Annotated in this window: 19 protein-coding genes; 11 read left to right on the plus strand and 8 right to left on the minus strand. The window is 54.6% G+C overall.

All coding sequences use genetic code 11. From position 1 onward, the window contains the following. Positions 1 to 81: 81 nt before the first annotated feature. Both JMI88_RS32635 and JMI88_RS32640 read left to right on the plus strand, forming a co-directional pair. Positions 82 to 1,581 (plus strand): sensor histidine kinase, encoded by a 1,500-nt coding sequence (locus JMI88_RS32635; RefSeq protein ID WP_201366219.1) that lies wholly within the window; start codon positions 82 to 84, stop codon positions 1,579 to 1,581. A gap of 18 nt (positions 1,582 to 1,599) precedes the next feature. Next, a complete protein-coding gene (locus tag JMI88_RS32640) occupies positions 1,600 to 2,268 on the plus strand; it encodes a response regulator (RefSeq protein ID WP_201366220.1) in 669 nt (222 codons plus the stop codon). A gap of 80 nt (positions 2,269 to 2,348) precedes the next feature. On the opposite strand, the gene JMI88_RS32645 is transcribed toward JMI88_RS32640, so the two are convergent. Beyond that, positions 2,349 to 3,731, minus strand: coding sequence for an ammonium transporter (locus tag JMI88_RS32645; protein WP_236023164.1), 1,383 nt, complete (start codon positions 3,729 to 3,731; stop codon positions 2,349 to 2,351). 828 nt (positions 3,732 to 4,559) lie between these two features. On the opposite strand from JMI88_RS32645, the gene JMI88_RS32650 reads away from it, so the two are divergent. From JMI88_RS32650 to JMI88_RS32665, 4 genes are all read left to right on the plus strand, one after another. Next, on the plus strand, positions 4,560 to 6,263 hold the full coding sequence (locus JMI88_RS32650) for a sensor histidine kinase (RefSeq protein ID WP_201366221.1): 1,704 nt from the start codon (positions 4,560 to 4,562) through the stop codon (positions 6,261 to 6,263). Continuing rightward, on the plus strand, positions 6,232 to 6,948 hold the full coding sequence (locus JMI88_RS32655) for a response regulator transcription factor (protein ID WP_201366222.1): 717 nt from the start codon (positions 6,232 to 6,234) through the stop codon (positions 6,946 to 6,948). The genes JMI88_RS32650 and JMI88_RS32655 overlap by 32 nt, the downstream gene beginning before the upstream one ends. 228 nt (positions 6,949 to 7,176) lie before the next feature. Further along, positions 7,177 to 7,728, plus strand: a complete 552-nt coding sequence (locus JMI88_RS32660; RefSeq protein WP_201366223.1) for a hypothetical protein — start codon at positions 7,177 to 7,179, stop codon at positions 7,726 to 7,728. 710 nt (positions 7,729 to 8,438) lie between these two features. Further along, entirely contained in the window at positions 8,439 to 8,618 is a 180-nt protein-coding gene (locus tag JMI88_RS32665) for a hypothetical protein (protein ID WP_201366224.1), read from the plus strand. Here the strand turns inward: JMI88_RS32665 and JMI88_RS32670 are convergent. The 4 genes from JMI88_RS32670 to JMI88_RS39820 all read right to left on the minus strand — a co-directional run bounded on the left by JMI88_RS32670 (position 8,595) and on the right by JMI88_RS39820 (position 11,985). Continuing rightward, positions 8,595 to 10,214 carry an anti-sigma factor family protein gene (locus JMI88_RS32670; RefSeq protein ID WP_201366225.1) on the minus strand — a complete coding sequence of 540 codons (1,620 nt, stop codon included), beginning with the start codon at positions 10,212 to 10,214 and terminating at the stop codon, positions 8,595 to 8,597. The two genes, JMI88_RS32665 and JMI88_RS32670, sit on opposite strands and share 24 nt — an antisense overlap. Beyond that, positions 10,211 to 10,843, minus strand: coding sequence for an RNA polymerase sigma factor (locus JMI88_RS32675; RefSeq protein WP_201366226.1), 633 nt, complete (start codon positions 10,841 to 10,843; stop codon positions 10,211 to 10,213). The genes JMI88_RS32670 and JMI88_RS32675 overlap by 4 nt, the downstream gene beginning before the upstream one ends. A 183-nt stretch (positions 10,844 to 11,026) precedes the next feature. Beyond that, the gene (locus JMI88_RS32680; protein ID WP_236022994.1) at positions 11,027 to 11,659 is read right to left on the minus strand and encodes an IS630 family transposase; all 633 of its coding nucleotides are present in this window, start codon (positions 11,657 to 11,659) and stop codon (positions 11,027 to 11,029) included. Next, positions 11,635 to 11,985 carry an IS630 transposase-related protein gene (locus JMI88_RS39820; RefSeq protein WP_236022993.1) on the minus strand — a complete coding sequence of 117 codons (351 nt, stop codon included), beginning with the start codon at positions 11,983 to 11,985 and terminating at the stop codon, positions 11,635 to 11,637. Before JMI88_RS39820 ends, JMI88_RS32680 begins: the two co-directional genes overlap by 25 nt. Positions 11,986 to 12,091: 106 nt before the next feature. Between JMI88_RS39820 and JMI88_RS32685 the strand changes: the two genes are divergently transcribed. The 3 genes from JMI88_RS32685 (at position 12,092) to JMI88_RS32695 (ending at position 14,731) form a co-directional block, all read left to right on the plus strand. Further along, positions 12,092 to 12,685: a helix-turn-helix domain-containing protein gene (locus JMI88_RS32685; RefSeq protein WP_236023165.1), complete on the plus strand. Its 594-nt coding sequence runs from the start codon at positions 12,092 to 12,094 to the stop codon at positions 12,683 to 12,685. Continuing rightward, positions 12,645 to 13,223 carry a transposase gene (locus JMI88_RS32690; RefSeq protein WP_201363175.1) on the plus strand — a complete coding sequence of 193 codons (579 nt, stop codon included), beginning with the start codon at positions 12,645 to 12,647 and terminating at the stop codon, positions 13,221 to 13,223. The genes JMI88_RS32685 and JMI88_RS32690 overlap by 41 nt, the downstream gene beginning before the upstream one ends. Before the next feature lie 74 nt (positions 13,224 to 13,297). Further along, on the plus strand, positions 13,298 to 14,731 hold the full coding sequence (locus JMI88_RS32695) for an IS701 family transposase (protein WP_201362887.1): 1,434 nt from the start codon (positions 13,298 to 13,300) through the stop codon (positions 14,729 to 14,731). Positions 14,732 to 14,855: 124 nt separating this feature from the next. Here JMI88_RS32695 and JMI88_RS32700 read toward each other — a convergent pair whose 3' ends face one another. Further along, the gene (locus JMI88_RS32700; RefSeq protein ID WP_201366227.1) at positions 14,856 to 15,644 is read right to left on the minus strand and encodes a phosphotransferase; all 789 of its coding nucleotides are present in this window, start codon (positions 15,642 to 15,644) and stop codon (positions 14,856 to 14,858) included. Positions 15,645 to 16,195: 551 nt separating this feature from the next. On the opposite strand from JMI88_RS32700, the gene JMI88_RS32705 reads away from it, so the two are divergent. Beyond that, entirely contained in the window at positions 16,196 to 17,809 is a 1,614-nt protein-coding gene (locus tag JMI88_RS32705; protein WP_201366228.1) for a hypothetical protein, read from the plus strand. 76 nt (positions 17,810 to 17,885) lie between these two features. Here the strand turns inward: JMI88_RS32705 and JMI88_RS32710 are convergent, their stop codons facing one another. Beyond that, entirely contained in the window at positions 17,886 to 20,180 is a 2,295-nt protein-coding gene (locus JMI88_RS32710; protein WP_201366229.1) for an ATP-binding cassette domain-containing protein, read from the minus strand. 970 nt (positions 20,181 to 21,150) lie between these two features. Between JMI88_RS32710 and JMI88_RS32715 the strand changes: the two genes are divergently transcribed. Next, the gene (locus tag JMI88_RS32715; protein ID WP_201366230.1) at positions 21,151 to 21,570 is read left to right on the plus strand and encodes a DUF302 domain-containing protein; all 420 of its coding nucleotides are present in this window, start codon (positions 21,151 to 21,153) and stop codon (positions 21,568 to 21,570) included. 74 nt (positions 21,571 to 21,644) lie between these two features. On the opposite strand, the gene JMI88_RS32720 is transcribed toward JMI88_RS32715, so the two are convergent. Next, complete coding sequence (locus JMI88_RS32720) at positions 21,645 to 22,154, minus strand: GNAT family N-acetyltransferase (RefSeq protein ID WP_201366231.1); 510 nt, start codon at positions 22,152 to 22,154, stop codon at positions 21,645 to 21,647. Positions 22,155 to 22,462 lie beyond the last annotated feature (308 nt).

The following is a 22,462-nucleotide window of genomic DNA, read 5'->3' on the forward strand; positions in this document are numbered from 1 at the left end:
TGAGCGGGGGATGGAAGCATCGCCTCCTTGCAGGCGAGGGATTTCAACTATTCGCAACAACAGAGAAAACAGGAGTGTGCTGTGCAGAAAAACGTATCGAAAGCCTTCCGACCGCTGCATTGGCGCCTGGCTCGCTCATATATGTTTATCAGTATGGCGGCCTGGCTCGTGATGGAGCTGCTGCTCCTTATCGTGCTGATCTGGGGTCTGTATTTTTTCCACACCTTCTTGCTCACGAGCGCGCTGGAAAGCAATACGGATGTGACGACCTCTTTACTGGCCAGCGACCATGGACCGGACCAGGCTGGATTGGCGCTCTGGCTGCAACAGCAGCAGCGTACCGTTGCCAGGGTGTTTTCCTATACCGGCATCCTTGCGGTCGTTGACGGGCAGGGACGCGTCCTGACCTCGACCGGAGTGGGCACTCAGCGGCTTTCGTCGGGGACGCCGTTCTCGCGTGTGCTCTCCAACCAGGATGCGCAGCTTCTGCGCACGACCCTCAATCGCCGGATGAGTAGCGAGGTGGTCGCGCACGAGGACGCGGCAACGGGCATACTGATCCTGATTCCACTCAAGGGGCAGGATATGCGGCTCAATGGCATGCTGGTCCTTCATGCCACCAACCTGATGATTCGCGCCCCACTGATAACGGGCATCGCCCTCACCATCTTGCTGCCAGCCTCGATCGTGATTGTTCTATGCGTTGGGGCCGCGGGAGCGATTTTTGGCGCCGTCACCTCTCGACCGCTCATCCGACGCCTGGGAAACCTGGCGCAGGCCACCGATCACTGGAGCCACGGCGACTTCTCAGCACTGGTAAATGATCCACAGGAAGATGAAATTGGACAACTGATGCGCGGCCTGAATCGGATGGCCGAACAGCTTCAGCAACTCGTCCAGGTGCGTCAGGAGCAGGCAGCCCTGGATGAGCGGGGGCGAATGGCGCGTGATCTGCATGATAGCATCAAACAACAGGCCTTTGCTATCTTTATGCAGATCAGTGGCGCAAAGGCCCTGCTTCTACAGGGAAAAGAAGGCGTATCAGGACGCCTGGAGCAGGCCGAGAGCCTGCTTGGACAGATGCAAGATGACCTGACGGCCCTGATTCATGCACTGCGTCCCACAATACTCGCAGGCAGGACGTTTCCACACGTGTTACGGGAGCAGATAGAGCAGTGGAGCCAGCAAACCAGCATCGAGGCCACCTTGCAGGTCGATGGGATACACGCGGTACCCATGGCGTTGGAAGACGCCCTGTACCGGCTGACACAAGAGGCATTGTCGAATGTCGCGCGCCATAGCCATGCCAGCAGCGTGCATCTTCAGTTGCTGCTGCACCAGGATGCCACGACCCTGAAGATCACCGATAACGGCCGAGGATGTCATGTCTCAAGCAAGATAGGAAAAGGTATCGGCCTCCTTTCCATGTCTGAGCGCTTGCTACCATTCAGTGGCGTGGTACGCTATCAGAGCAGACCGGGGCAGGGGTTTGTCATTACCGCCACAGTGCCAGGTGGAGATCCGCCACGAGATGGAACCGACAAAACCATGCTGGCACGTGAAAGAAACATACAAGCATGAAATCGTTAAGGATAGACCATGACTGAGAATACCTGTATCTTACTGGTTGATGATCACAGCCTGGTGCGTCAGGGGGTGCGCTCATTTCTTGAAACGCAGTCTGACCTGCACATCGTGGGCGAAGCTGCCTCTGGCGAAGAGGCGGAACGCCTGGTTGCCGACCTGGTGCCCGATGTGGTCCTGATGGATCTTTCTATGCCGGGGATGGGAGGGATCGAAGCCATTCGCCGCATCAAGGAGAAAAGTCCCCACACCCAGATTGTTGTCCTGACCTCTTTCCAGGAAGACGACTATATCTTCCCCGCCCTGCGCGCGGGTGCCCTCTCCTATGTATTAAAGAACGTCCAGGCAGGCGATCTCGCCGATATTATTAGAAGCGCCCATCGCGGCGAGGCATTTCTTCATCCGCGCGTCGCCGCCCGCGTCGTCCAGGAGATACGTGGTGGGCGCAAGGATGTTCCCAATGTTTTTACCGAGCTCAGTGATCGCGAATTGGAAGTACTGCGTCTCATCGCGCAGGGTAACACCAATGCAACCATCGCGCAGATGTTGACCATTAGCGAACAAACGGTGAAAGGGCATGTCAGTAATATCCTGGGCAAATTGCACCTGGCTGATCGTACCCAGGCGGCCGTCTTTGCCTGGGAACAGGGGGTGGTTCAGCGCGGTCAAAGGAAAAACACATAGGCCCCGGCGACCGTTCCCGCCCTTGCAACCAACGCTGGTTACAGGAGCAGAAACGATCGCCAGGACCCATATTGTGCTGTTTAGAGGCGATAGCCTTCTTCGCCGTGTACGGCGATATCCAGGCCTTTTTCTTCGTCTGAGGCGGAGACGCGCAGACCAAGGGGCGACAGGACTTTCAGCATAAGGAATGTGAGAACAAAGGAGTAGGTCAGGGTGACCAGGACGGCCAGGACCTGCGTCCCGAGCTGGCCGGGGTTGCCGAAGAGGAGGCCGTTGTTGCCGGCGCTGTTGATGGCCTTTTCGGCGAAGAGGCCGGTCAGGATGGCTCCGGTTACGCCGCCCATGCCGTGGGCTGCCCAGACATCCAGGGTGTCGTCGATGCGGATCCATTTGTTGCGAATAAAGAGCATGACGTAGGTGACGACGCCTGCACCGATGCCGATGGCGATACTGGCTACGGGTCCGACGAAACCACTGGCCGGGGTGATGGCTACCAGGCCGCACACGGCTCCAGTAGCGGTCGCCATGGCGCTGGGCTTCTTGTGCTCAGCCCAACTCAGGGCCATCCAGGTCAGAGCAGCTGCGGCTGCGGCAGTATTGGTGACAATGAAGGCACTCACCGCCAGGGGAGAGGCAGCCAGGGCGCTACCGGCATTAAAGCCGAACCAGCCAAACCAGAGCAGGCCCGCGCCCAGCAGCACGAATGGGACGTTGTTAGAGGCCAGGGGCTCACCCTGCTGCATGTTGCGACGCTTGCCAATGACGATGGCTGAGGCCAGGCCCGCAAAGCCTGCGCTGATATGGACGACGGTTCCACCAGCAAAATCGAGGGCGCCCATATTATGGAGCCAGCCACCGGTGCCCCAGACCCAGTGGGCGATAGGGTCATAGACCAGGGTTGTCCAGGCCAGTACAAAGATGACCAGAGTGCGGAAACGGATGCGTTCAACGAACGAGCCAATAATCAGGGCTGGCGTAATGATGGCGAACATGGCCTGGAAAGCCATAAAGGCCAGGTGTGGAACGGTCGGAGCGTAAATACTGGGCGCGTAGCCAACTCCTCGCAGGCCAGCGTAGTTCAGGCCGCCGATCACACCACCAATGTCGTTGCCAAACACCAGGCTATATCCAAGAAAAACCCATTGAATACTGACAATCGCCAGAATCAACAGGGTCTGCTTGATCACGCTGACAACGTTCTTGCTGGTCACCATGCCGCCATAGAAAAAGCCTACCGCAGGCGTCATAATCATGACCAGCGCCGCCGAGGTCAGCACCCAGGCCGTATCTCCGCTGTTGATGGCTTTGGCATCGAAGCTGCCAGCCGACGCACCAGCAAAGAAGGTCGAAGCATAGCCAACAATAATACCCAAGCCCAATAAGACAAGTAATTGGATAATGAATGTACGATTCCGAGTCGCAACTTTCTTTTCTGAGATGGGTGTAGCTTCCGTTGTTATCATCTGTTTCCGCTCACTTTCTCACTATAAATATGTGATGCCTGTAATCCGCGTCCAGGAACTGATATCGCTTCTATAAAAAAACACTTTCTTCGACCGAGTATGTATGTAATACAAAGTACACAACCTCTCTTACGGGCATCCATACAAAAGGACAAGCGTGCAGCAGCCTGCTAGCAGAGATAACAGTTGTTAACAAAGCTATGTGCGACGCACCCTTACAGTATCTAGATTGCCAATGGAAGAAATCGTTTGAGCCGCTGAGCGGGAATAAGGCCCATTTACGCATCGGAATTGCAGCATTGCCTGGAGAACAATTCGGCATCGATTTGTTTCTTTACATGCGTCTTGCTAGAAGTATAATAGCCTGCCCCTGTCAGTTCCTAGGGACAATCTATTCAAATAATGCCGGTGCGCTTTTGTGCAATTTGCACATTCCCATCTACTTATTGAAGGTTTTTTTGAAAATCCAGGCCACATTTAAGACTTCTTTAAGGTTTTTTGAGCGTTTTTTTAGAAAATATTACGACCACTGGTTAGTTTATGTGCACAATAACCGGTTTATTGTGGATATTATCCATGCGAAGGGCACGAAAAGTTAGCCAGGTATGGGGCAAAAGTGACAAAAAACGGTAGGGGTTGGTGAAAAGTAGCAGCACAGCTATAGCTAAAGTAGCTATATGATGCCCAATGCTTGCCAGCTATACTATTGACGGCCCATGCATCACTTTCTATACTTCATGCGAGGGATACGCTGTCGCAACAAAGAGATGGTTAGAAGCGTACCGGTGGTGTCAAAGATGGGATCAATCAAGCAAACGGGGAGGTTCAATGGAACAATTGTTGCCATTGCCATGGTTTTTGAGACGCAAGCAAAGTTCATGGCGATGGCGTGCGCGCGAAAGCCTACTGGCGGTGGGCAGTATTTTCCTGGCCACGCTGATTATGTACATCTGCCAGCTGCCACAACATCTCCCGGATACCCTGCTGCTCTACATTTTAGTCATCCTGGTGCTAGCTGCCTTTCGGAGCTTCTATACAGCCTGCCTGGCTTCGGTGCTAGCCTTTTTCTCCTTTGACCTCTTCTTTGTCCCCCCGTTCTACAGCTTCCAGGCCTCGAAGTTTGAGGATATTCTGAGCCTGCTGGCCTTTCTGTTTAGTGCCCTGCTAGCCAGCTATCTGGCCTCGGCCCTACATAGACAAATTGAACATTCTCAACAAAAGGAACGCGAAGCGCGCCTGCTCTATCAACTGGCCCAGACCTCTAATCGCCAGGAGACGCTGGAGAAGCAGCTCTCGCTGTTCTCACGCTACCTGGTCGAGGTTTTCCAGCCGCTTGGCCTGTTGCAATGTACATTTCTCTTGCTCGATGCACAGCAGCAACTGGTCTCCGTGCCGGCGCAAACCAATCAGCAGACCTTCGCGCCGCCCGATGAGTATTATGCGCTCAACTGGGTCCGGGAGCAGGGCCGTAGCCTGGTATTGCACGAACCGATCCGCCAGATACCGGTTCCGCGCACTCTGCCGCTGGTGGCGCGCTTCTTCAGGGAGGAGCGGCGCCCCATTCGTAGCTATATCCAGTTGATTCCGCTGCAGGTCAATCAGCAGGTCAAGGGGATCTTGCGCCTGCATGTACTCATCAATAGCCGGGGGGAACATTTCTGGTCAACGATCGGACTCTCGACTTCGGCCTCCCACCTTTTCTTTGCAACCTTGCTTGAGCATGCCAGCACCATTATCCAGCAGGAGCAGGTGCGCCAGGAGCGGATGCAGCTTCAGATCTATCAACAGACCGAGAAGCTACGTTCGGCCCTGGTGACTTCGGTCTCGCATGATCTGCGCAAACCGCTCACGACCATTAAAGCCGCGGCGACCAGCCTGCGCATCCAGCGTACGATCACGGACCAGGACCTGGAGCCGGGAGGGCTGATCAGCGCCATTGAGTACGAGGCCGAGTGGCTGGATGGTCTGATCGAAAATCTGTTGGATATGTCGCGCATCGAGTCAGGTGTGCTGCGGCCACAGAAGACCTGGTACGCCTTCGATATACTGCTGCAAGATGTCTTGCTACGACTACGACCAGCTATCGGCTCGCGCCGGGTCCAGCTCACGCTCCCACCCGACATAACGCCGATCCCTATCGATGTAGTCCTGATCGAGCAGGTTCTGACCAACCTGCTCAACAACGCCCTCAGTTACACGCCGGCGGACTCACCACTCGATATTCAAGTCCGCAATGAGGTGGCCGCGCTAGAAGTACGTATACTTGATCGAGGGCCTGGCATTCCGGAGCGAGAACGAGAACAGATCTTTGAAAAATTTTACCGCCTCACAACGCCATCCGGAGGACAGCAACAGTCGGGGGGAATGGGCCTGGGCCTGGCCATTTGCCGTGGCATCATTGAAGCGCACGCCGGGCGCATCTGGGTGGAAGCTCGACCCGGCGGCGGCGCTATTTTCGTGTTCACGCTACCACTTCCCGCTTTTGAAGGAGGATCTATCGATGACCAGGAAGATACGCATTTTGATTGCTGAGGATGATCCGGCCATTACCCGCATCCTGCAAAGAAATCTGGTCGCGCAAAAATATGAAGTGTTTACCACCGCCAACGGGAACGCGGCCCTATCCCTGGCAGAGCAGAAGAGTCCTGAACTGATCCTGTTGGATCTCGGACTGCCGGGGATGAACGGTCTGGATGTCTGCAAAAACCTGCGGACACGCTCGCAGCTGCCCGCAATCATCGTTATTTCGGTGCGCAGCAAGGAGCAGGAAAAAGTGCAGGCCCTGGACCTGGGGGCCGACGACTATATTGCCAAGCCCTTTGGCATCGATGAAGTCATGGCCCGGGTGCGCGTTGCCCTGCGCCATAGCGCTTATCTTACACCCACGACCAGCTCGGCCAGCTTCGAGATTGGTCCCCTCAGCGTCGATACCGCACGACACCATGTCCAGCTCAACGCACAGGACATCAAACTCACGCCCACCGAATATAAACTACTCGTTTTCTTCCTGTACAACCAGGACAAGATTCTTACCCAGCAGATGCTGCTGCGACACATCTGGGGCAACGAAGAGGCCGCGCAAGCCAGCTACCTGCACGTCTACATTGCTCACCTGCGCCGCAAACTCGAGCCAGATACGACCAGTCCTCGTTTCTTCCACACCATCTCTGGCGTCGGCTACCGCTTCCAGAGCACGCTGGAAACCACGATAACATAACCACCCCACCTCATCACTGACAAGGCGCCGAACACTGCTTGCTAACGGCAATCACATTTATCTCCACAATATTCGAGTAACAAATCACTTTGAGATAGAGAAAAAACATCATTATTCATCGTTGTTTAATGTATGAGATATATGTTATCATGTAATACAAGGAACATTATATCTTTCCTCTGGTTTTCAGGCATGCATCGTTCTTATTTCGACAGGGAATGGAATTTTATGCGATCGTCACTGCTACGTTGTCCTCGCTGTGGGCAGGTCGATGCCGTACAGAAGGTCAGCGCGATTATCGCCAGTAACCACGCATATGAGCTGTATACAAAAAGTGGCAGCCTTCCGCTCGCCAATGAGGAAATACCCTTCACGACCCGGGGCAGCCCTTATCAGACGCCTTTGAGTGAGCGCCTGGCGTTTCCTGAGCATCACTATGGCTGCTCAACCTTGCTCTTGATTGCCTTTGCAGGGATACTGGCTCCGGGCACCAGCATCGTGGCCTGGTTTACCTATAGCGCGGCCGCCAGAGATCCTTCGCCTGCCAATCAAATGGCGATGCTGATGAATATCACCCTGGCGCTCGTCTGCATCGCTATCGCGATGATCTGCTCCCTGCTGCGCTCGCGCCAGAAACAACTGGATAAACCCAGACGCGAACGAGCGCTGGCGATCTGGAATGCCCTGTATTATTGTCACCGCGACGACACCGTTTTTGTCGCCGATAATCCTCTGCAGCTAGCAACCTCGAGAACGATGCACACGCTCATCGGCTACTGAGGAAATCTGTATTGATTATATAGTTGCATCCCCTCGCGCCCACCCAATCACTCACGCTCTCCATATAATCAAATCAGCATATCCTCTCTCGCCGCTACCGTCACCACTTGTCATAGTCCACAAAAATATGAAACTAAATACAGAAAATCTATATATTCTTTATTAACTACCATTTCATCTTTTCCTGTAACAGCCTGGTTGGTAATCGTGGAAATCATCTCTTATTGCAAACGTTTTCGTGTATCTATGACAAATCGGGCGCAAGACACAGTCCATTTCATTGAGAGACGACAATAAGAAGAGAAGGCAACGAGCAAAGAGAACATCCGTAGGTTCGACCCTTGCGGTCGATTTGCCGCCCGCCCATAGGTTCGGGGCTTGCCCCCGATTGGCGGCCCTGTGTCCCTATGACCGAGCTCCGCTTTTTCCCATCACGTCGCCGCACGCGGTGCCCAAAAGCGGACCTTCCTTTTGGGCACCATGTCACGCCACGAGCGGCCGAACGACGAAGGCGAGCATGCTGGGGGCATGATCAACAGGGCCGCCAATCGGGCGCAAGGCCCGAACCTATGGGCGGGCGGCAAGCTGCGGCAAGGAGATGATGTCCCCGACATCCTCGCCAGCACCTACGCGTTGTGTCTCTTATCTCTTAAATAGAATGTGTTGTTTCTCTCGCCCGATTTGTCCTCGATGAGCGATACCGTTCCCAGGTGGGACTCCCTCCGGTCTATATCGGCTTCAGCAGCATAAATAGCCAGCGGTCGGAGAAGACGCTGGCTATTGCCGTCAAGGCGCTGCCACGGGCCGGACAGCGCGGCATTATCCTGGTCGATAAAAAGACGCTGGCCGAGCAATGCCTCTCCCATTTAGTTGATGATGAAGGTGGGTGAGATTGCCTTTTGGAGGCCTCCACTCGTTTTGGGATAACCGGTAGTGCTATAGTTCGTGCTGATACGGTAGATACCTGGTTGCCAGCTGCTAGCGCTGTGCTGCCATCCAAAGGAGTTCTGAGGTTGGAGGTGCTGATATGTGGCTTTGCCTGCCTCTACCGGCATCATGGGAGAGGGAGGCATACCGGCACAATGCCCAACCGGGCTCCAGACGCCGTTTACCAGCATCTCTAACTGGACCATCATAGTGCAACTCCCTCTGGGCGAGCTCACAAAGACCGTATAAGGAAAATCACTGGTGATGGTTACAGTAATCGAGTCTGATCTTCTATAGCTCGCTTTGTTCACTGACACATGAACGGTGCTACCAGGTGCCGCCGTTGGTCTCGGTGTAGGCGTTGGTTGTGGGCCCGCCAGACGCATGTAGTCTGCGTATGAAATCGCTGTCACTTGCAAGGCTGCATGCTTCACAGAATAATCCACGCGCACGTAGAGAGGTGTGGCAATAGATCCTGTCTGTGGACGAGATGACAGTACAAAACCAAACAAACCCCATAGATGATTATCGCCAGTAGTGTTCTTCTCCTCAGTTGAAGGATTCATGAATGGATACACTTGAGTGATTTCTGGCAGGGATTTCGGATCTATATAAAACATAGATGCGCCATAGGGCTGGTTGCTTACAGGAGGTAATTTGCTGTTCTGGTCAAGGATCGTCAGATGCCAGGGAGTTGCTTGATCGGGGAACGTTCCCTGCAATGTTATTGACTGTCCAAGCCGATCAGGCATTTGCACATGAATGACTCCTATTGCAAAATCGCCAACACTTCCCAGTGCCTGGACACGATCAGGGATAGTGATACTTTCCCCAGGCTGCGCTGGCAACGTAGAAACAACTTTCACCTGTGGTGACATACCTGGATGGGATGTGCGAAACGCATAGAACAAAACAAATTCGCGCTCATTCACAACAGAAGCAAACAGCAACGCAAACACGTCCTGTCCGTGTCGCGCCACAGTCTGATCTTGATGAACACGCCAGATGATTGGCGCTTGTTGTTTCATCACCCCTCCGGCTCCGTTATGGGTGTTCGTTGATATGAATTGGCTGATAGGAGGAATGCACAAAACACTCAACACCGCTACACACATAGCCGCTGCGACGAGTGCCAATAGCCTCGGCCAACGCTTTCTGCGCGCCAGTGTGTGTCGTGATGCCGTCGGATGAGCCTGTTGCGATTGTCCAATTGATGGGAGGGCTTTGATGGCGGCATCTTCTTGATCCTGTTGAGCCAGTCTGTCAAGCACGCTGTCCGCCAGGTCGGATATCCCCCGTTTATACTCTGGCATGGTACTATATCCTTTCAATGTTGCCGCCTGGATATCCACATCTGGCAACTTGAGCAAGCTATGCAGGCGCGAGATATCATCTAATTCTCGCTGGCACTGCTGGCATGACTCCAGGTGATGCGCCACCAGTGACTTTTCATTTTCCACGAGTTCAGCAGCCGAATAGGCATCAAGCAATGCCTTAACTGTGTGATGCTCTTTAGGAGTCGATGTCTGCATATCTGCTCGGTCATCTTTCTGGTTCATAACAGCGCTTTCCTCTCGGTCATCCTGGTGTAGGCGGAACGCAGGGTAATCAGTCCGCGAGCAATCCGTTTGCGCGTGGCTTCTTCACTTGCGTGAATCTTTTTTGCGATTTCGTTATATTGTTCATCAAAACCAAAGCGCAGAATAATGCACATGGCATCTTCCTCTGACAGACAACTTAACACTTCCCGAAGTAGCTCTCTCACTAAATAGTGTTCTTCAGGAGTAGCATCATCTGTCGATGAGTCCACAGAGGCATGGGAAAGTGTAGGCGTTTGGTGGGCCTGTTTCTTAAGGAAGGTCAGGGCACTATTGGTAGCAATACGATAGAGCCAGGGAGCGAGTGGATGAAGCATGACGTTGCTCCATTCATCGACCAAAGCAGAAGATGATGGCTTCTTAGCGCCCTTCGTCGATCGGCTCTCTGGCGGTTGCCAGCGCGGCAACGCATAATAGGCTGCGATAAAGGTCTCCTGCAGCACATCGCGTGCGTACTCCCAATCGCGGAGCATCGAATATATATATGTCAACAACGGGCGCTCATACACCAGTATCAAAGCGCCAAAAGCATCGTGATCACCATTCACAGCCCGCCGTATTAAATCTAACTCATAAGCATCCAATGGCATCTATTTATATCCATTTCTACAGCTATCTTCTTCAAAAAGGAGAAGCACCATTCGCAAAGAAGATTTTCTATCCATAATAACCATTGAAAAGAGCAAAAGCGGACAAATTGTGACCATGCGAGAATATCTACACAGCGAGTGCGCACCCCATAATTATAGGATGCGCACTCGCTAGAGCGTTGTTCATAACGATTGAACCTTATCTGTCGAGCGAGCAAGCGGATAGCCACAATGAGTGAACCAACCGAGCGCATCCGCGGAAGTAATGCAGTCCAGTGCAGTTGCAATGGCCTCTTGGAGTGCTTCCCTACTGCGCGCACCTGCCCGCCGCAACAACGTCTTGAGCTTGGAGAAGGCCTCTTCGATGGGCGAAAAGTCCGGCGAGTAGGCAGGCAGAAACAGGAGACGACAGCCGCGAGCTTCAATGGCTTGCTTGACACGCGGTCCCAGATGAATCGAGAGATTATCCAGGATCACGATTTGCCCGGGACGCAAGCTGGGGGCAAGAAGCTGCTCGACGTAGACCGTAAACGCGGCGCTATCAGCAGCTCCATCCAGTACCAGTGCTGGCCCCATGCCGCTGGGCGACAGCGAGGCGATCGTGGTTATGATGGCCCCATAATTGCGAGGCACCTTGCCGACCGCCCGCGCTCCTCTTGGAGCGTAGGCATACAAAGGAGTCATGGCGATGTGGGCGCCGGTCTCGTCGACAAAGACCAGGTCCTGGCTCGGCAGGTGAGCGGATTGCTTGCGCCAAGCGGCGCGTTCAGCTTCCTTCTGCTCGCTTGCTCTCAGTGTCTTTTTTTTCGCGTCCATCCCAACGCCATTCTGGCTCGACTGATGCTGGCTGGGCTGACTTTGGTGCCGTGGGAAGCTTCCCACATCTGGCAATGCTGTTCTCGGGTCGCATCGGGATGGGCTCTCAACTGCTCGAGCAGACCAGCCTGCAATGCAGCTCCTTTGACGCTCGGACGCCCAGGGATCGATTTGGGCAAGACATGGCCGCTCTCTCGTTGTTGTCTGAGATATCGCTTGATGGTAGCTGTGGAAATGGCAAACGTTTCGGCGACTTCGGCTTGGCTCTTCCCTTGCTCGATCGCTCGCAGCACACGTTGCCGCAAATCTTGGGAGTACGCTTTCATGCTTCCAGTTTATCATAGATCAACCCTTATGAACAGTGCTCTAGTGCTCTGTTCCTCAAGTCGTGATAGAATCAGAAAGGGGGCGATCAAGGAAAGGAACAAAGAGATGGCAAAAATCTTGCGAGCGCGAGCGGCTCATGATGAGAAGGAAGAGCGATGGGTCCGCAAAATGGCCGCGAGTCGGCATGGTCCAGCCGACTGGATTTTTCATGCGAAGATCGTGGCCCGCAGTTGGGATAGTGCGCGGGTAGAGACAATCGCCAAGGAGTTGGACTGTAGCCCACAGACCGTTCGCCGGAGACTGCACCGCTTCGATGCAGAAGGAATTGAAGGGTTGGGGGATCGCCCCAAAGCTGGCCGCCCCCGCCGCTTGACGACGGAAGACGACAGTCGGATCCTTGCCCTGGCTCGGTCTACCCCACCTGGTAAATTGGAGCGACTTTCTGATGGCAGCCTAGACGTGCGCGATGAGCAGGGGGCGGCTCAGTGGAGTCTGGATGCCCTGGCGCAAGCAGCCAAAGAGGCAGGAATCCAGGTCAAACGCAGCCAGATCCGCCGTATTTGCCGGCGTGAAGGGGTACGCTGGCGCCGTACCCATAGTTGGGGAGCAGTGATGACAAAAACTTTGTCCCAAAAGGATAGCAGTCGTCAGCCACTACATGGCGCCCCCCGACGGCTCGACGACCATCTGTACCGATGAATTAGGGCCCGTTCTGCCCCGGAGCTTTCCCCCAGCGCCAGGATGGTCAGCGGATGGGCACCGGATAAAAGCACCTCTGGAGTACAGTCGAGGGCTTGAGAAGACCTGGATCTATGGAGCCTTACGCGTGCGCGATGGCAAGGAACTGACCCGGTGTGCCGCTTCGCGCAATTCCAAAGGCTACATTGCTCTGCTGAACGATATCGAGGTTGACAATCCGAAAGGAGATCTGTTCGTGATCACGGATAACCTGACCAGTCACCTGAGCGCCGAAACCAATGCTTGGCTCGCAGAACATCCCCGCATCCACCAGATCTTCATTCCCAAAAGAGCTTGCTGGCTCAATCTGCAAGAGGGCTGGTGGAGGCTCTTTCGCCGTGATGCGCTGGCTGGACAGAGTTTTGCCAATCCGACCGAGATCGACCAGGCCAGGAGCGTGGCTACGGCACAACTGAATGCTCGTGCCAAGCCCTGGGTCTGGGGGCGGCCACCCAAGTCGCCTCGACATCGTCGCTGTCTCTTTTGTTACAGGATTTAAGGAACACAGCACTAGCGGTAGTTTGTTGACAGTGGGCCAAGAGTGATAAAATGCGGGGAGAGGAGGCATGTGAGATGACAAAACGACGAGCTATCCCGACGGCGCCCGAGCCACTGGAAACCTACGCCAGACACTTTGATGAGCTGTTTGGAAAGAGCAACCAGCGGGAAGGGTTTCGGCAGTATCTGGAAGGCTTGCTGTTGCCCTCGGAGCGCAACAAGACGCTGACCGGGTTGGTGAACACCGAGCCACTGGTCGGAGCGCAGTTGCCGCGTGCCCAAAAGTTGCAATGGTTTCTCTCCGAAGCGGATTGGGATGCGCGCCAGGTGCAGGGGGTGCGGCTCAAGCTGCTGCGCGAAGATCCCGCAACAGCGCCCAATGCGCAGGGAGTGTTGGTCATCGATGAGACTGGTGATCGGAAGGACGGTGACAAAACGGCACATGTGGCGCGTCAGTATCTGGGAAATAGAGGCAAGATCGAGAATGGGGTCGTTTCCGTGACCAGCCTGTGGGCCGACGAACGAGTCTATTACCCGTTGGAGGTGGAGCCATACACGCCGGAGGGTTGCTTTGCCAAAGGCAAGAACGATCCGGTGTTTCGCACCAAGCTGAAGATCGCCTTCGAACAGGTAAAGCAAGCCACGCAGGAGGGCATTCTTTTTCGTGCGGTGGTGGCGGACAACTTCTACGGGGAGGATCGCGGCTTGAAACGCGGGCTGCGCGAGTTGAATGTGCCGTATGTCATGGCGCTTAAACCCTCCCATGCGTGGTACCATCCTGAGGAGGTGGCAGGGACGCTGCAGGACGTGGCGCAGGAGGCCGGTTGGGTAAGCCCTGAGCAACCGGGGAAGTGGGTGCGCATCGTCAGACGCTTTCGCGATGGGAGTACGCAGGAGTGGTGGGCTGTGGAGATTGTCTCTGGACCTTATGGCCCTGACAAGAAAGAGCGTGCCATTGTGGCGAGCACCGATCCCAAGACGCTCCCCGACCTCTCCACCTGGTACCTGGTCACCAATCTGCCCGCCCCAACTGAACGCCCGGGAAGGGAGATGCCGTTCTCGCCCGCCAGCCTGGAAGAGGTGCTCCGCCTGTATGGGCTGCGCATGTGGGTCGAGCAAAGCTACAAACACGTCAAACACGCCCTCGGCTGGTCTCAGTACCAGGTGCGCAGCGATCAAGCCATCCAACGACATTGGCAACTGGTGTGCTGTGCCTTCTCGTTCTGCTGGTATCACGCCAGCCACCCCTGCGTTCCCAGCCCGGCAGACCAGCTGCTCACGCCAGCGGAGCCGGATCTCTCCTCTGAGAGGGATGTTCCTCCAGAGCGAGGGCAAATGGGGAAAAAAAATCAGCAAGCGCACAAGCATGAGGCCGCAGGTGTCCTGGCCTATGGCACTGCGAGCGGTACGGGCATGGTTGGAACCCTGGATCATGTTGCGGCGTTACTGGAACGGCTGGTCGTCACTGCCCCCTCCTCCTGCTCTCCAGAGCCTTCTTCGTCAACTTGAACAGGGTCAGGCTATCGCTCTCTACAACTCTTCCTGACCCTTGTCAACAAAGTACCGCTAGCTGACAGGCGCTCTTAAAGTAGGTACCGTGCTTCTGGCGGTCAGAAGTACAGCGAGATCGAGGCTAAAGCGCCTGACCCTCCAGAATCGGTCGGATATAGCGATAGGTCGCTAGCTCGGAACGGTAGAAGTCGAGGTGGCCCTCCTCGACCATCTTTTGGAAGGCCGGACTGTAGGCCGCGCGCTCGATGATGATGTCGTACATGCGCTGCAGGCGCTGTTCAACCATGGCCAGAACGGGATGGGCATCAACACCGTATGTGGCACAAAAGAGGCGCAGGCGCTGTCCCTGTCGCACAGGATCAACCAGGCCCAGACGCTGCAGGTCTGGATCATTGGTATGCACCAGGGGCACAAAACAATAGGCCGCGTAGGCCAGGTCCCAGATGCGCGGTCCCGGACCGGCCTCGTCAAAGTCGATCAGGGCCACAGGCCGATTCTGGGCATAGACCGTGTTATAGGGGGCGATATCATTGTGGCAGATGATCTCGTGGGCGCTTGCATCGGGAAAGGACTGCTTCCACTGCGCATCGGCAGGCGGCACAAAGCTACTTACGGCGTCATGGTAGCGGCGCACAAAGTGGGCCACCTCCACCATCGTCTCTTCTGACCACCAGGCATCCTGCAGTGGATAATGTCCCATCTCGCCCTCGATGAAAGACAAAATTTCGCGCCCCTGCTGATCGATGCCCAGGAAGCGTGGCGCGCCCGCAAAACCCTGCTCCTCCAGGTGCCGCAACAGACTCTGCACAACCGGGCTCCAGAATCCCAGCGGACGACGCGTCGTCTGACCTACGCGCACAATTCCACTTGAAACATTACCACCAGATAAAGGAATTTCCGCTTCGTACACAGCTCGCTCCTTACATGAATTTCAACGTTATACATTCCACAGCTAATCGAATACACAAAGATACAGGAGAAAGAGTGTGGGCAGAAGCGAGGGCAGGGATAGAGATCGCGCGAGGCAATAAAAAAACACTGCGAGCAACCTTCTGCCCACAGCGTCAATCAATAAAAAAGCACAAACATACCAGGCATGTTGACCCAACCTATCAACCGGGCGCGCGGGCGTCTAGCGGAAGTGAATCAAAAAGCCTGCCATCGATGTTTATACCATTACCTTTCCCAACGTTTATTACAGGCTTAAGCTTAACAGAGCTTCAACCCATTGTCAATCAACGCAAACACCATATATCACTTTTTCGTGATGATATATGTATTTTTTAGATTTAGATGCGCCCAAAAGGCCTATTTGTTATTGACTGATAAATTGATGCGTCTCAATATATAAGACCAAACCCGTAATCACTTTTGCGGTGCCGACAGAAAACGGCCTGAGGCCATATATTATGTTTACTTACTATTTTATATCTACCTATAATATATTACGAGGAGATTTCATTGAGTACCACACTTGAAGAAGCATTACATAGTGGAAGTGAGGAACCTGCGAGCAAAGAGGTTCCAGAGGAGCGCAAAACACTGCTAAAAAACACGAAGCATGTGAATTATACTACCGGTGTCCTGGTTGGGGCGTTCATCCTCTTTCTGTTCATTGTCCTGAAGGATGCCTGGCTCAGTGATGACGCCTATATCTCGCTCAGGACCGTCGATAACTGGATACATGGCTATGGTCTCACCTGGAACATCGATGAACGGATTCAGACCTATACACATCCACTCTGGTTTTTTCTGCTCACTGGTGCCAACCTCTTAGAGCACAATATTTATTTCTCAACGCTGATGTTGTCGCTGACCGTTACTATTCTGGCCGTGGTAATCCTGGTATTGCGCCTGGCACCATCGATGAAGATGGCCCTGTTTGGCCTGGCCGCTATGGTGGCTTCAAAGGCCTTCGTTGATTTTTCGACCAGCGGGCTGGAGAATCCCATGACGCACCTGCTGATCGTCGTTTTTGCCCTGCTCTATTTTCGTCATCAGGACAAGAAACGCTATGTGCTCTGGATGTCGTTGCTCGGCTGCGCCATGATCCTCAATCGCATGGATACGGTCTTGCTCTTCATTCCGACACTGGCGTGGACGCTCTGGCAGCGTCGCTCCTGGCGCACGCTACGAACGATGGCGCTCTCGTTTATCCCGTTCCTGGTCTGGGAGGCGTTCTCCCTTTTCTATTATGGCTTTCTGTTTCCCAATACGGCCTATGCCAAGCTGAATACGGGCGTGCCAGGGAACGAGTTGTTCGCCCAGGGCATCGGCTACCTGATCAGTTCCTTCACCTTTGATCCGGTGTTGTTTCTGGTGATCACGGCGGGTATCCTGTTCGTGGTCGTGCGGAGAGATTGGAAGAGTATGCCGCTACTGATCGGGCTGGTGCTCTACATGATCTATACGGTGAAGGTCGGCGGCGACTTCATGGCCGGGCGCTTCCTGACGCCACCGATGCTGATCGCGATCATCCTGCTCATGCGTAACCTGCCAGAGAACACCGTCTTCATCACTGCGACTATGGGCACACTTCTGCTGGTTGGTATCCTGGTGCCCAACTCGCGCATCTACGCCATAAATGTCCAGACCACCAACTTGATTGACACCAGGGGAATCGCCGATGAGCGGCTCTGGTACGTCGACAGAACCGGACTCTTAAACTACACCCGCACAAATGATCTCTCAAATCCTGTTTCGACGTATGAAAATGTGCACGCGCTACCAGATAGGTACTATATACAGATGGCCGTCGGCATGGTCGGGTATACCGCTGGACCAAAGGTGCATGTGTTCGACATAGTTGGTCTGGGTGATCCGCTGCTGGCACGGCTACCAGCCATGCGGCAAAACTGGAGGATCGGGCACTTTAAACGTGAAATCCCCAACGGCTACGTTCAGACGATCATGAGCGGCCACAACCAGATTAAAGATAAGAACATCGCCGAGTACTATAACCATTTACATAATGTTACCAGCGGCGATCTCTTTAGCTGGTCGCGCATGGTGGATATCTGGAATTTGAACATCGGAACATATAACTATCTCTTGCCCAAAGCAGCCCAACAATAGGTTCGGAGCTTGCCTCCGATTAGCCCACCAACGGTGGGGCCAATCGGAGGCAAGCTCCGAACCTATGTGGGTGCGTTTATCTCTGTATTACCGGTTGCGGTGCGCTGTTGTTGCGTTCTATCATGGTGCGCTTCAGGTACTGGCCGGTAACGGAGCGTGTGGCGTTGACCAGTTGGGCGACTGTGCCCTCAAAGACGATCTGGCCGCCTTCGTGCCCGGCGCCGGGTCCCATGTCGATGATCCAATCGGCGCGCGCGATAACGTCAAGGTTATGCTCGATCACAATGACGGTGCTGCCACTATCCACCAGCCGGTCGAGCAGGGCGATGAGATTGTCGACATCATTCATGTGCAGGCCCGTAGTCGGTTCATCGAGCACATAGACCTGGGACACGTTGCCGAGCTCGATGGCTAGCTTGAGCCTCTGCCGCTCGCCGCCGGAGAGGGTGCTGAGCGGCTGCCAGAGGGTGACATAACCCAGGCCGACATCTTCGAGCGCGGTCAACATCTTCGTCAGGGGAGGGTCGGTGAAGAACTCCTTCGCCTCAACGACCGTCATCTCAAGCACATCGCTGATCGACTTGCCGCGCAGGGTGTAGGCCAGCACTTCGCTCGTGAAGCGTTTTCCTCCGCACACTTCGCAGGTGCTGATCATGGGGTCCATGAACGCGAGATCGGTGTAGATCAGCCCCAGCCCCTGACACTCGGGACACGCCCCCTTCGAGTTGGCACTGAAGAGCGCGGCACTCACCTTGTTCTCGCTGGCGAAGCGCTTGCGAATCACATCCAACATCCCGGTGTAGGTCGCTAGATTTGAGCGTCGCGAGCCGCGAATCAGGCCCTGATCGATGGAGACCACGCCGGGATGGCGCTGTGGCAAAACTTCCTGCATCAGCGAGCTCTTACCTGAGCCTGCCACGCCGGTCACGACGGTCAGCACACCCATAGGGATGTTGACGCTCACATCGCGCAGGTTGTGCAGGGTGGCGTGTTCGATGGAGAGCGTGCCCGTTGGTATCCTGGGATTTGCCTTGAACGGCTGGCGGTTGTGCATATGCTTACCGGTAAGCGTATCCGCTGCCAAAAGTCCAGCGAGGCTTCCCTCGTACACGATCTCTCCGCCGCTGCGACCAGCGCCTGGTCCCATGTCAACGATATGGTCCGCGATAGCGATGACCGCGGGCTTGTGCTCGACCACCAACACGGTGTTGCCCTTGTCGCGCAGTTGCTGCATCAATTCATTCAGCCGATGAATATCCTGGGGATGCAGGCCAATGCTTGGCTCATCGAACACATAGGTCACGTCGGTCAGGCTGGAACCGAGATGGCGCACCATTCTTACCCGCTGCGATTCTCCGCCCGATAAGGTGGAGCTCTCTCGATTGAGACTGAGGTAGCCCAGGCCGATATCAACCAGGTGGTCCAGTTTCTCAGCCAGGGACGAGACCAGCGGGGCTACGGTGGGCTCGCCGATGCTACGAATGAACTGCACGAGCTCGCTGACCTCCATGGCGGCACACTCGGCAATGTTCTTGCCCTTAATCAAACAACTCAACGCAGCCTGGTTGAGCCGGGTGCCGTGGCACAGCATGCAGTCGGCCCGGGACACTATTGCCTCAAAGGGTACGCGCATATGCGAGGCCATCTGCTCAACGTCCTTCGTGAGATAGAGCCGCTTGAACTTCGGGACCAGCCCTTCGTACGTCGAGTTCATTGTGCCAACCACGCTCTTCAATTTAATTTTAGTTTCCTCGCCGTTGACGAATTTTTCCCACTCGTCCTCGCTATAGTCGCGCAACTTTTTGTCCGGATCGAAGAAACCAGATTGCACAAAAATGGTCCAGAACCAGGTGCCAATGGCAAAGGTCGGGAAGCGAATAGCCCCATCATTAAGAGACTTCTCTCGATCAACGAGCGCATCGATATCGATGGTCGAGACCTGTCCCAGTCCCTCACAATCGGGACACATGCCCTGAGGCTCGTTGAACGAGAACATACTGGAATGGCCGATATGTGGCTGACCAAGGCGCGCATACAACAGCCGCAGCAGCGTGTAGGTATCAGTAACCGTGCCAATGGTGGAGCGTACATTCCCGCCAAGGCGCTTCTGGTCAATAACGATCGCCGTCGAGAGATTCTGTAGCGAATCGACGTCCGGCTGCCCATAGCGAGGCAGGAAACCTTGAATGAAAGCCGTAAACGTCTCGTTCAGCAGCCGCTGAGACTCAGCCGCGATCGTGCCGAACACGAGCGAAGACTTTCCCGATCCGGATACGCCAGTAAAGACAGTGATTTTTCGCTTCGGGATGTCCAGTGATATACTCTTCAGGTTGTTCTCGCGTGCGCCTCGTACCTCGATAGACCCATACATGTCGTCATTCTCCCCTCATTAAGTAGATCCATCATTCAGGTGCATGCATGCGCGGTGATCCAGGCTGGCCAGGCTTTTTATTGAATCACAAACCCTACTGTACAACACAGATGCAAGTGTATAGAGTTCAATCAGCTACAGCACTTGTGCGCAGATACGATACACGTAGATGTATGCTCAATTCTCCGGCATTAATAGCGCTATAAGAAATTCCATATTTCAGGAAAGTCTCCCAAGGCGCCTGAGAGTTCCACATGACTCTTTGCGACTACGAGAGGCGATACCAACGTGCATGGATGGTTATCAACAAGCTCATGGGGTTATCTGCGTCACGAGAAATATCTACTTTACCTTTCTATTTATAGATATTTATACATCTAACCTTTAGATGCCATGTCATTACAAAAAAGCGGAAAGGTAAATGTACACGGAGGCCAAACATAAGCAAACGCCCCCAAAAAGAGACCTGTAGCCTGCGACCCTCGCGGTCGCTTGCCGCCAGCCGCAGCGAGGCGGCCCCGTTGGTGTGTGGTTCGGTCCCTCCTGGCGAATCCCTTAGCCGGGCACACGATGCCTCAAGCAACGCCCGCTTTTGGGCACCGCGTGGGCCAGAGGACATCTCATGAGGTACGGAATCGTGGTGGCACGAGGGGCCGCCTCGCGCGGCGGGCGGCGGAAGTGACCGCGAGGGTCACAGGCTACAACAAATCGCGTTTTTGGGGGCCGAGGATGCGCGTGATGGCTTGCTCCAATTCTGCTGTGGAATAATGAACAGGCAGGATCTTTGTGGCCTGCGCCACGCATACACATGACGAGGGTCAGCAGGCAGCCAGGCAACTGGCTGCAGCGCGACAGCACGGAACAGCGGATGGTTGGTAGGTGGGGTGGTACAATAGTGAGAGGAGATCGAATATGGGTAGATAATACAGCAAGCATGCTATTTCTGGCGATGGAGGAAAAAGAAGAAAACATGAGTGATCCTGAAAAGGCGGGGCCGCCCGTCTCAGTCGAGGGTGTCGTCACAAAGGCCAGCCCACACGCAATTGAGGAAACCCTGGAACGCCTGGAGGACATCATTCGCAACCATGGGTTACGCCTGTTCACGCATATCAATCATAGCTGGGAGGCCCAGCAGGTCGGACTGAAGATGCAAGAGGCCCATGTACTCATCTTCGGCGATCCTAAAGTGGGCACACCTCTGATGGTGGCCTCTCCGCTGATCGCGCTCGAACTGCCCCTCAAGGTGCTGATCTGGCAGAGCGACAACAACCATGTCTGGGTTAGCTATCCCAGCGTCTCTTACCTGACCGCTCGCTATGCCGTGCCGCAGGAACTGGCCAGCAATATCGCCGGCATTGATAACCTGATAGACAACGTGGTGCGCGCTTAACAGCCGGCCTGCACATCATACAAGAGATTTAACCGACTATAGATTGGCCGGTCAGCTCAATTTACGCCACACAGCTACTCTAGCTTAAGCAGAAACTCCTCAATCTCTGCGCCGCGAGCGTTGGCGAACCCCTTGCCCTCCCCGATACGACTGAAGCCGCATTTGTCCAGGACGCGCAACGAGCCGATATTATCTTTAGCGGCGCGAGCGTACAGCGGACGCGTCTTCACGACATGCGCGAGGAACTCGGAAAGCGCCCTGGTGGCGACGCCCTTGCCCCAATAGGGACGACCAATCCAATAGCTCACCTCCGGCCCATCCAACTCTTCATCTCTATAGATCGAAACGTTACCCGCCACCTGCCCATCGACCACAATAGTCTGGATGACCCCGCTCTCATCGCCCAGGATGCGTTGCCAGTGCGCCATAAACGCCTCCCGGTTGGTGGGATCTTTAGCTGTAAAGGCAGCCATGTGATTCGCGTCCGCATCCAGTTGATTTTCAAAGAAAATAGGCAGATCGCTCTCCACCACATCCCGCAGTTGGAGATCATAGGTCTCAGAGTCGAATAGCACTCTCTCCATAGAGTTGTCTCCTCACTTCCGTGCACAACGCAATATCTTTTTTGTACGTTATGCTTTTACCAAGTCGGTAATAAGCGTGTAGAGCGAGCAGATTTTGAGGGTCATGCTCACTTTCGGTACAGATCCACACTTCGCGTCAAAATTTGCTCTCTTGGTAGGTCATTTTACCACATGCCTCTGGACATACCTCGTACCCTCTACCTTGCACTTCATAGCAGCTTTCGTGTGCGCCGTGTCACGCTTGATGATATCCCCCTGGCGCAGTCAGGAAACACTCAGAAGGAGGTGTTTGGGTCGTTCAACCTATC

Source organism: Dictyobacter formicarum (assembly GCF_016587435.1).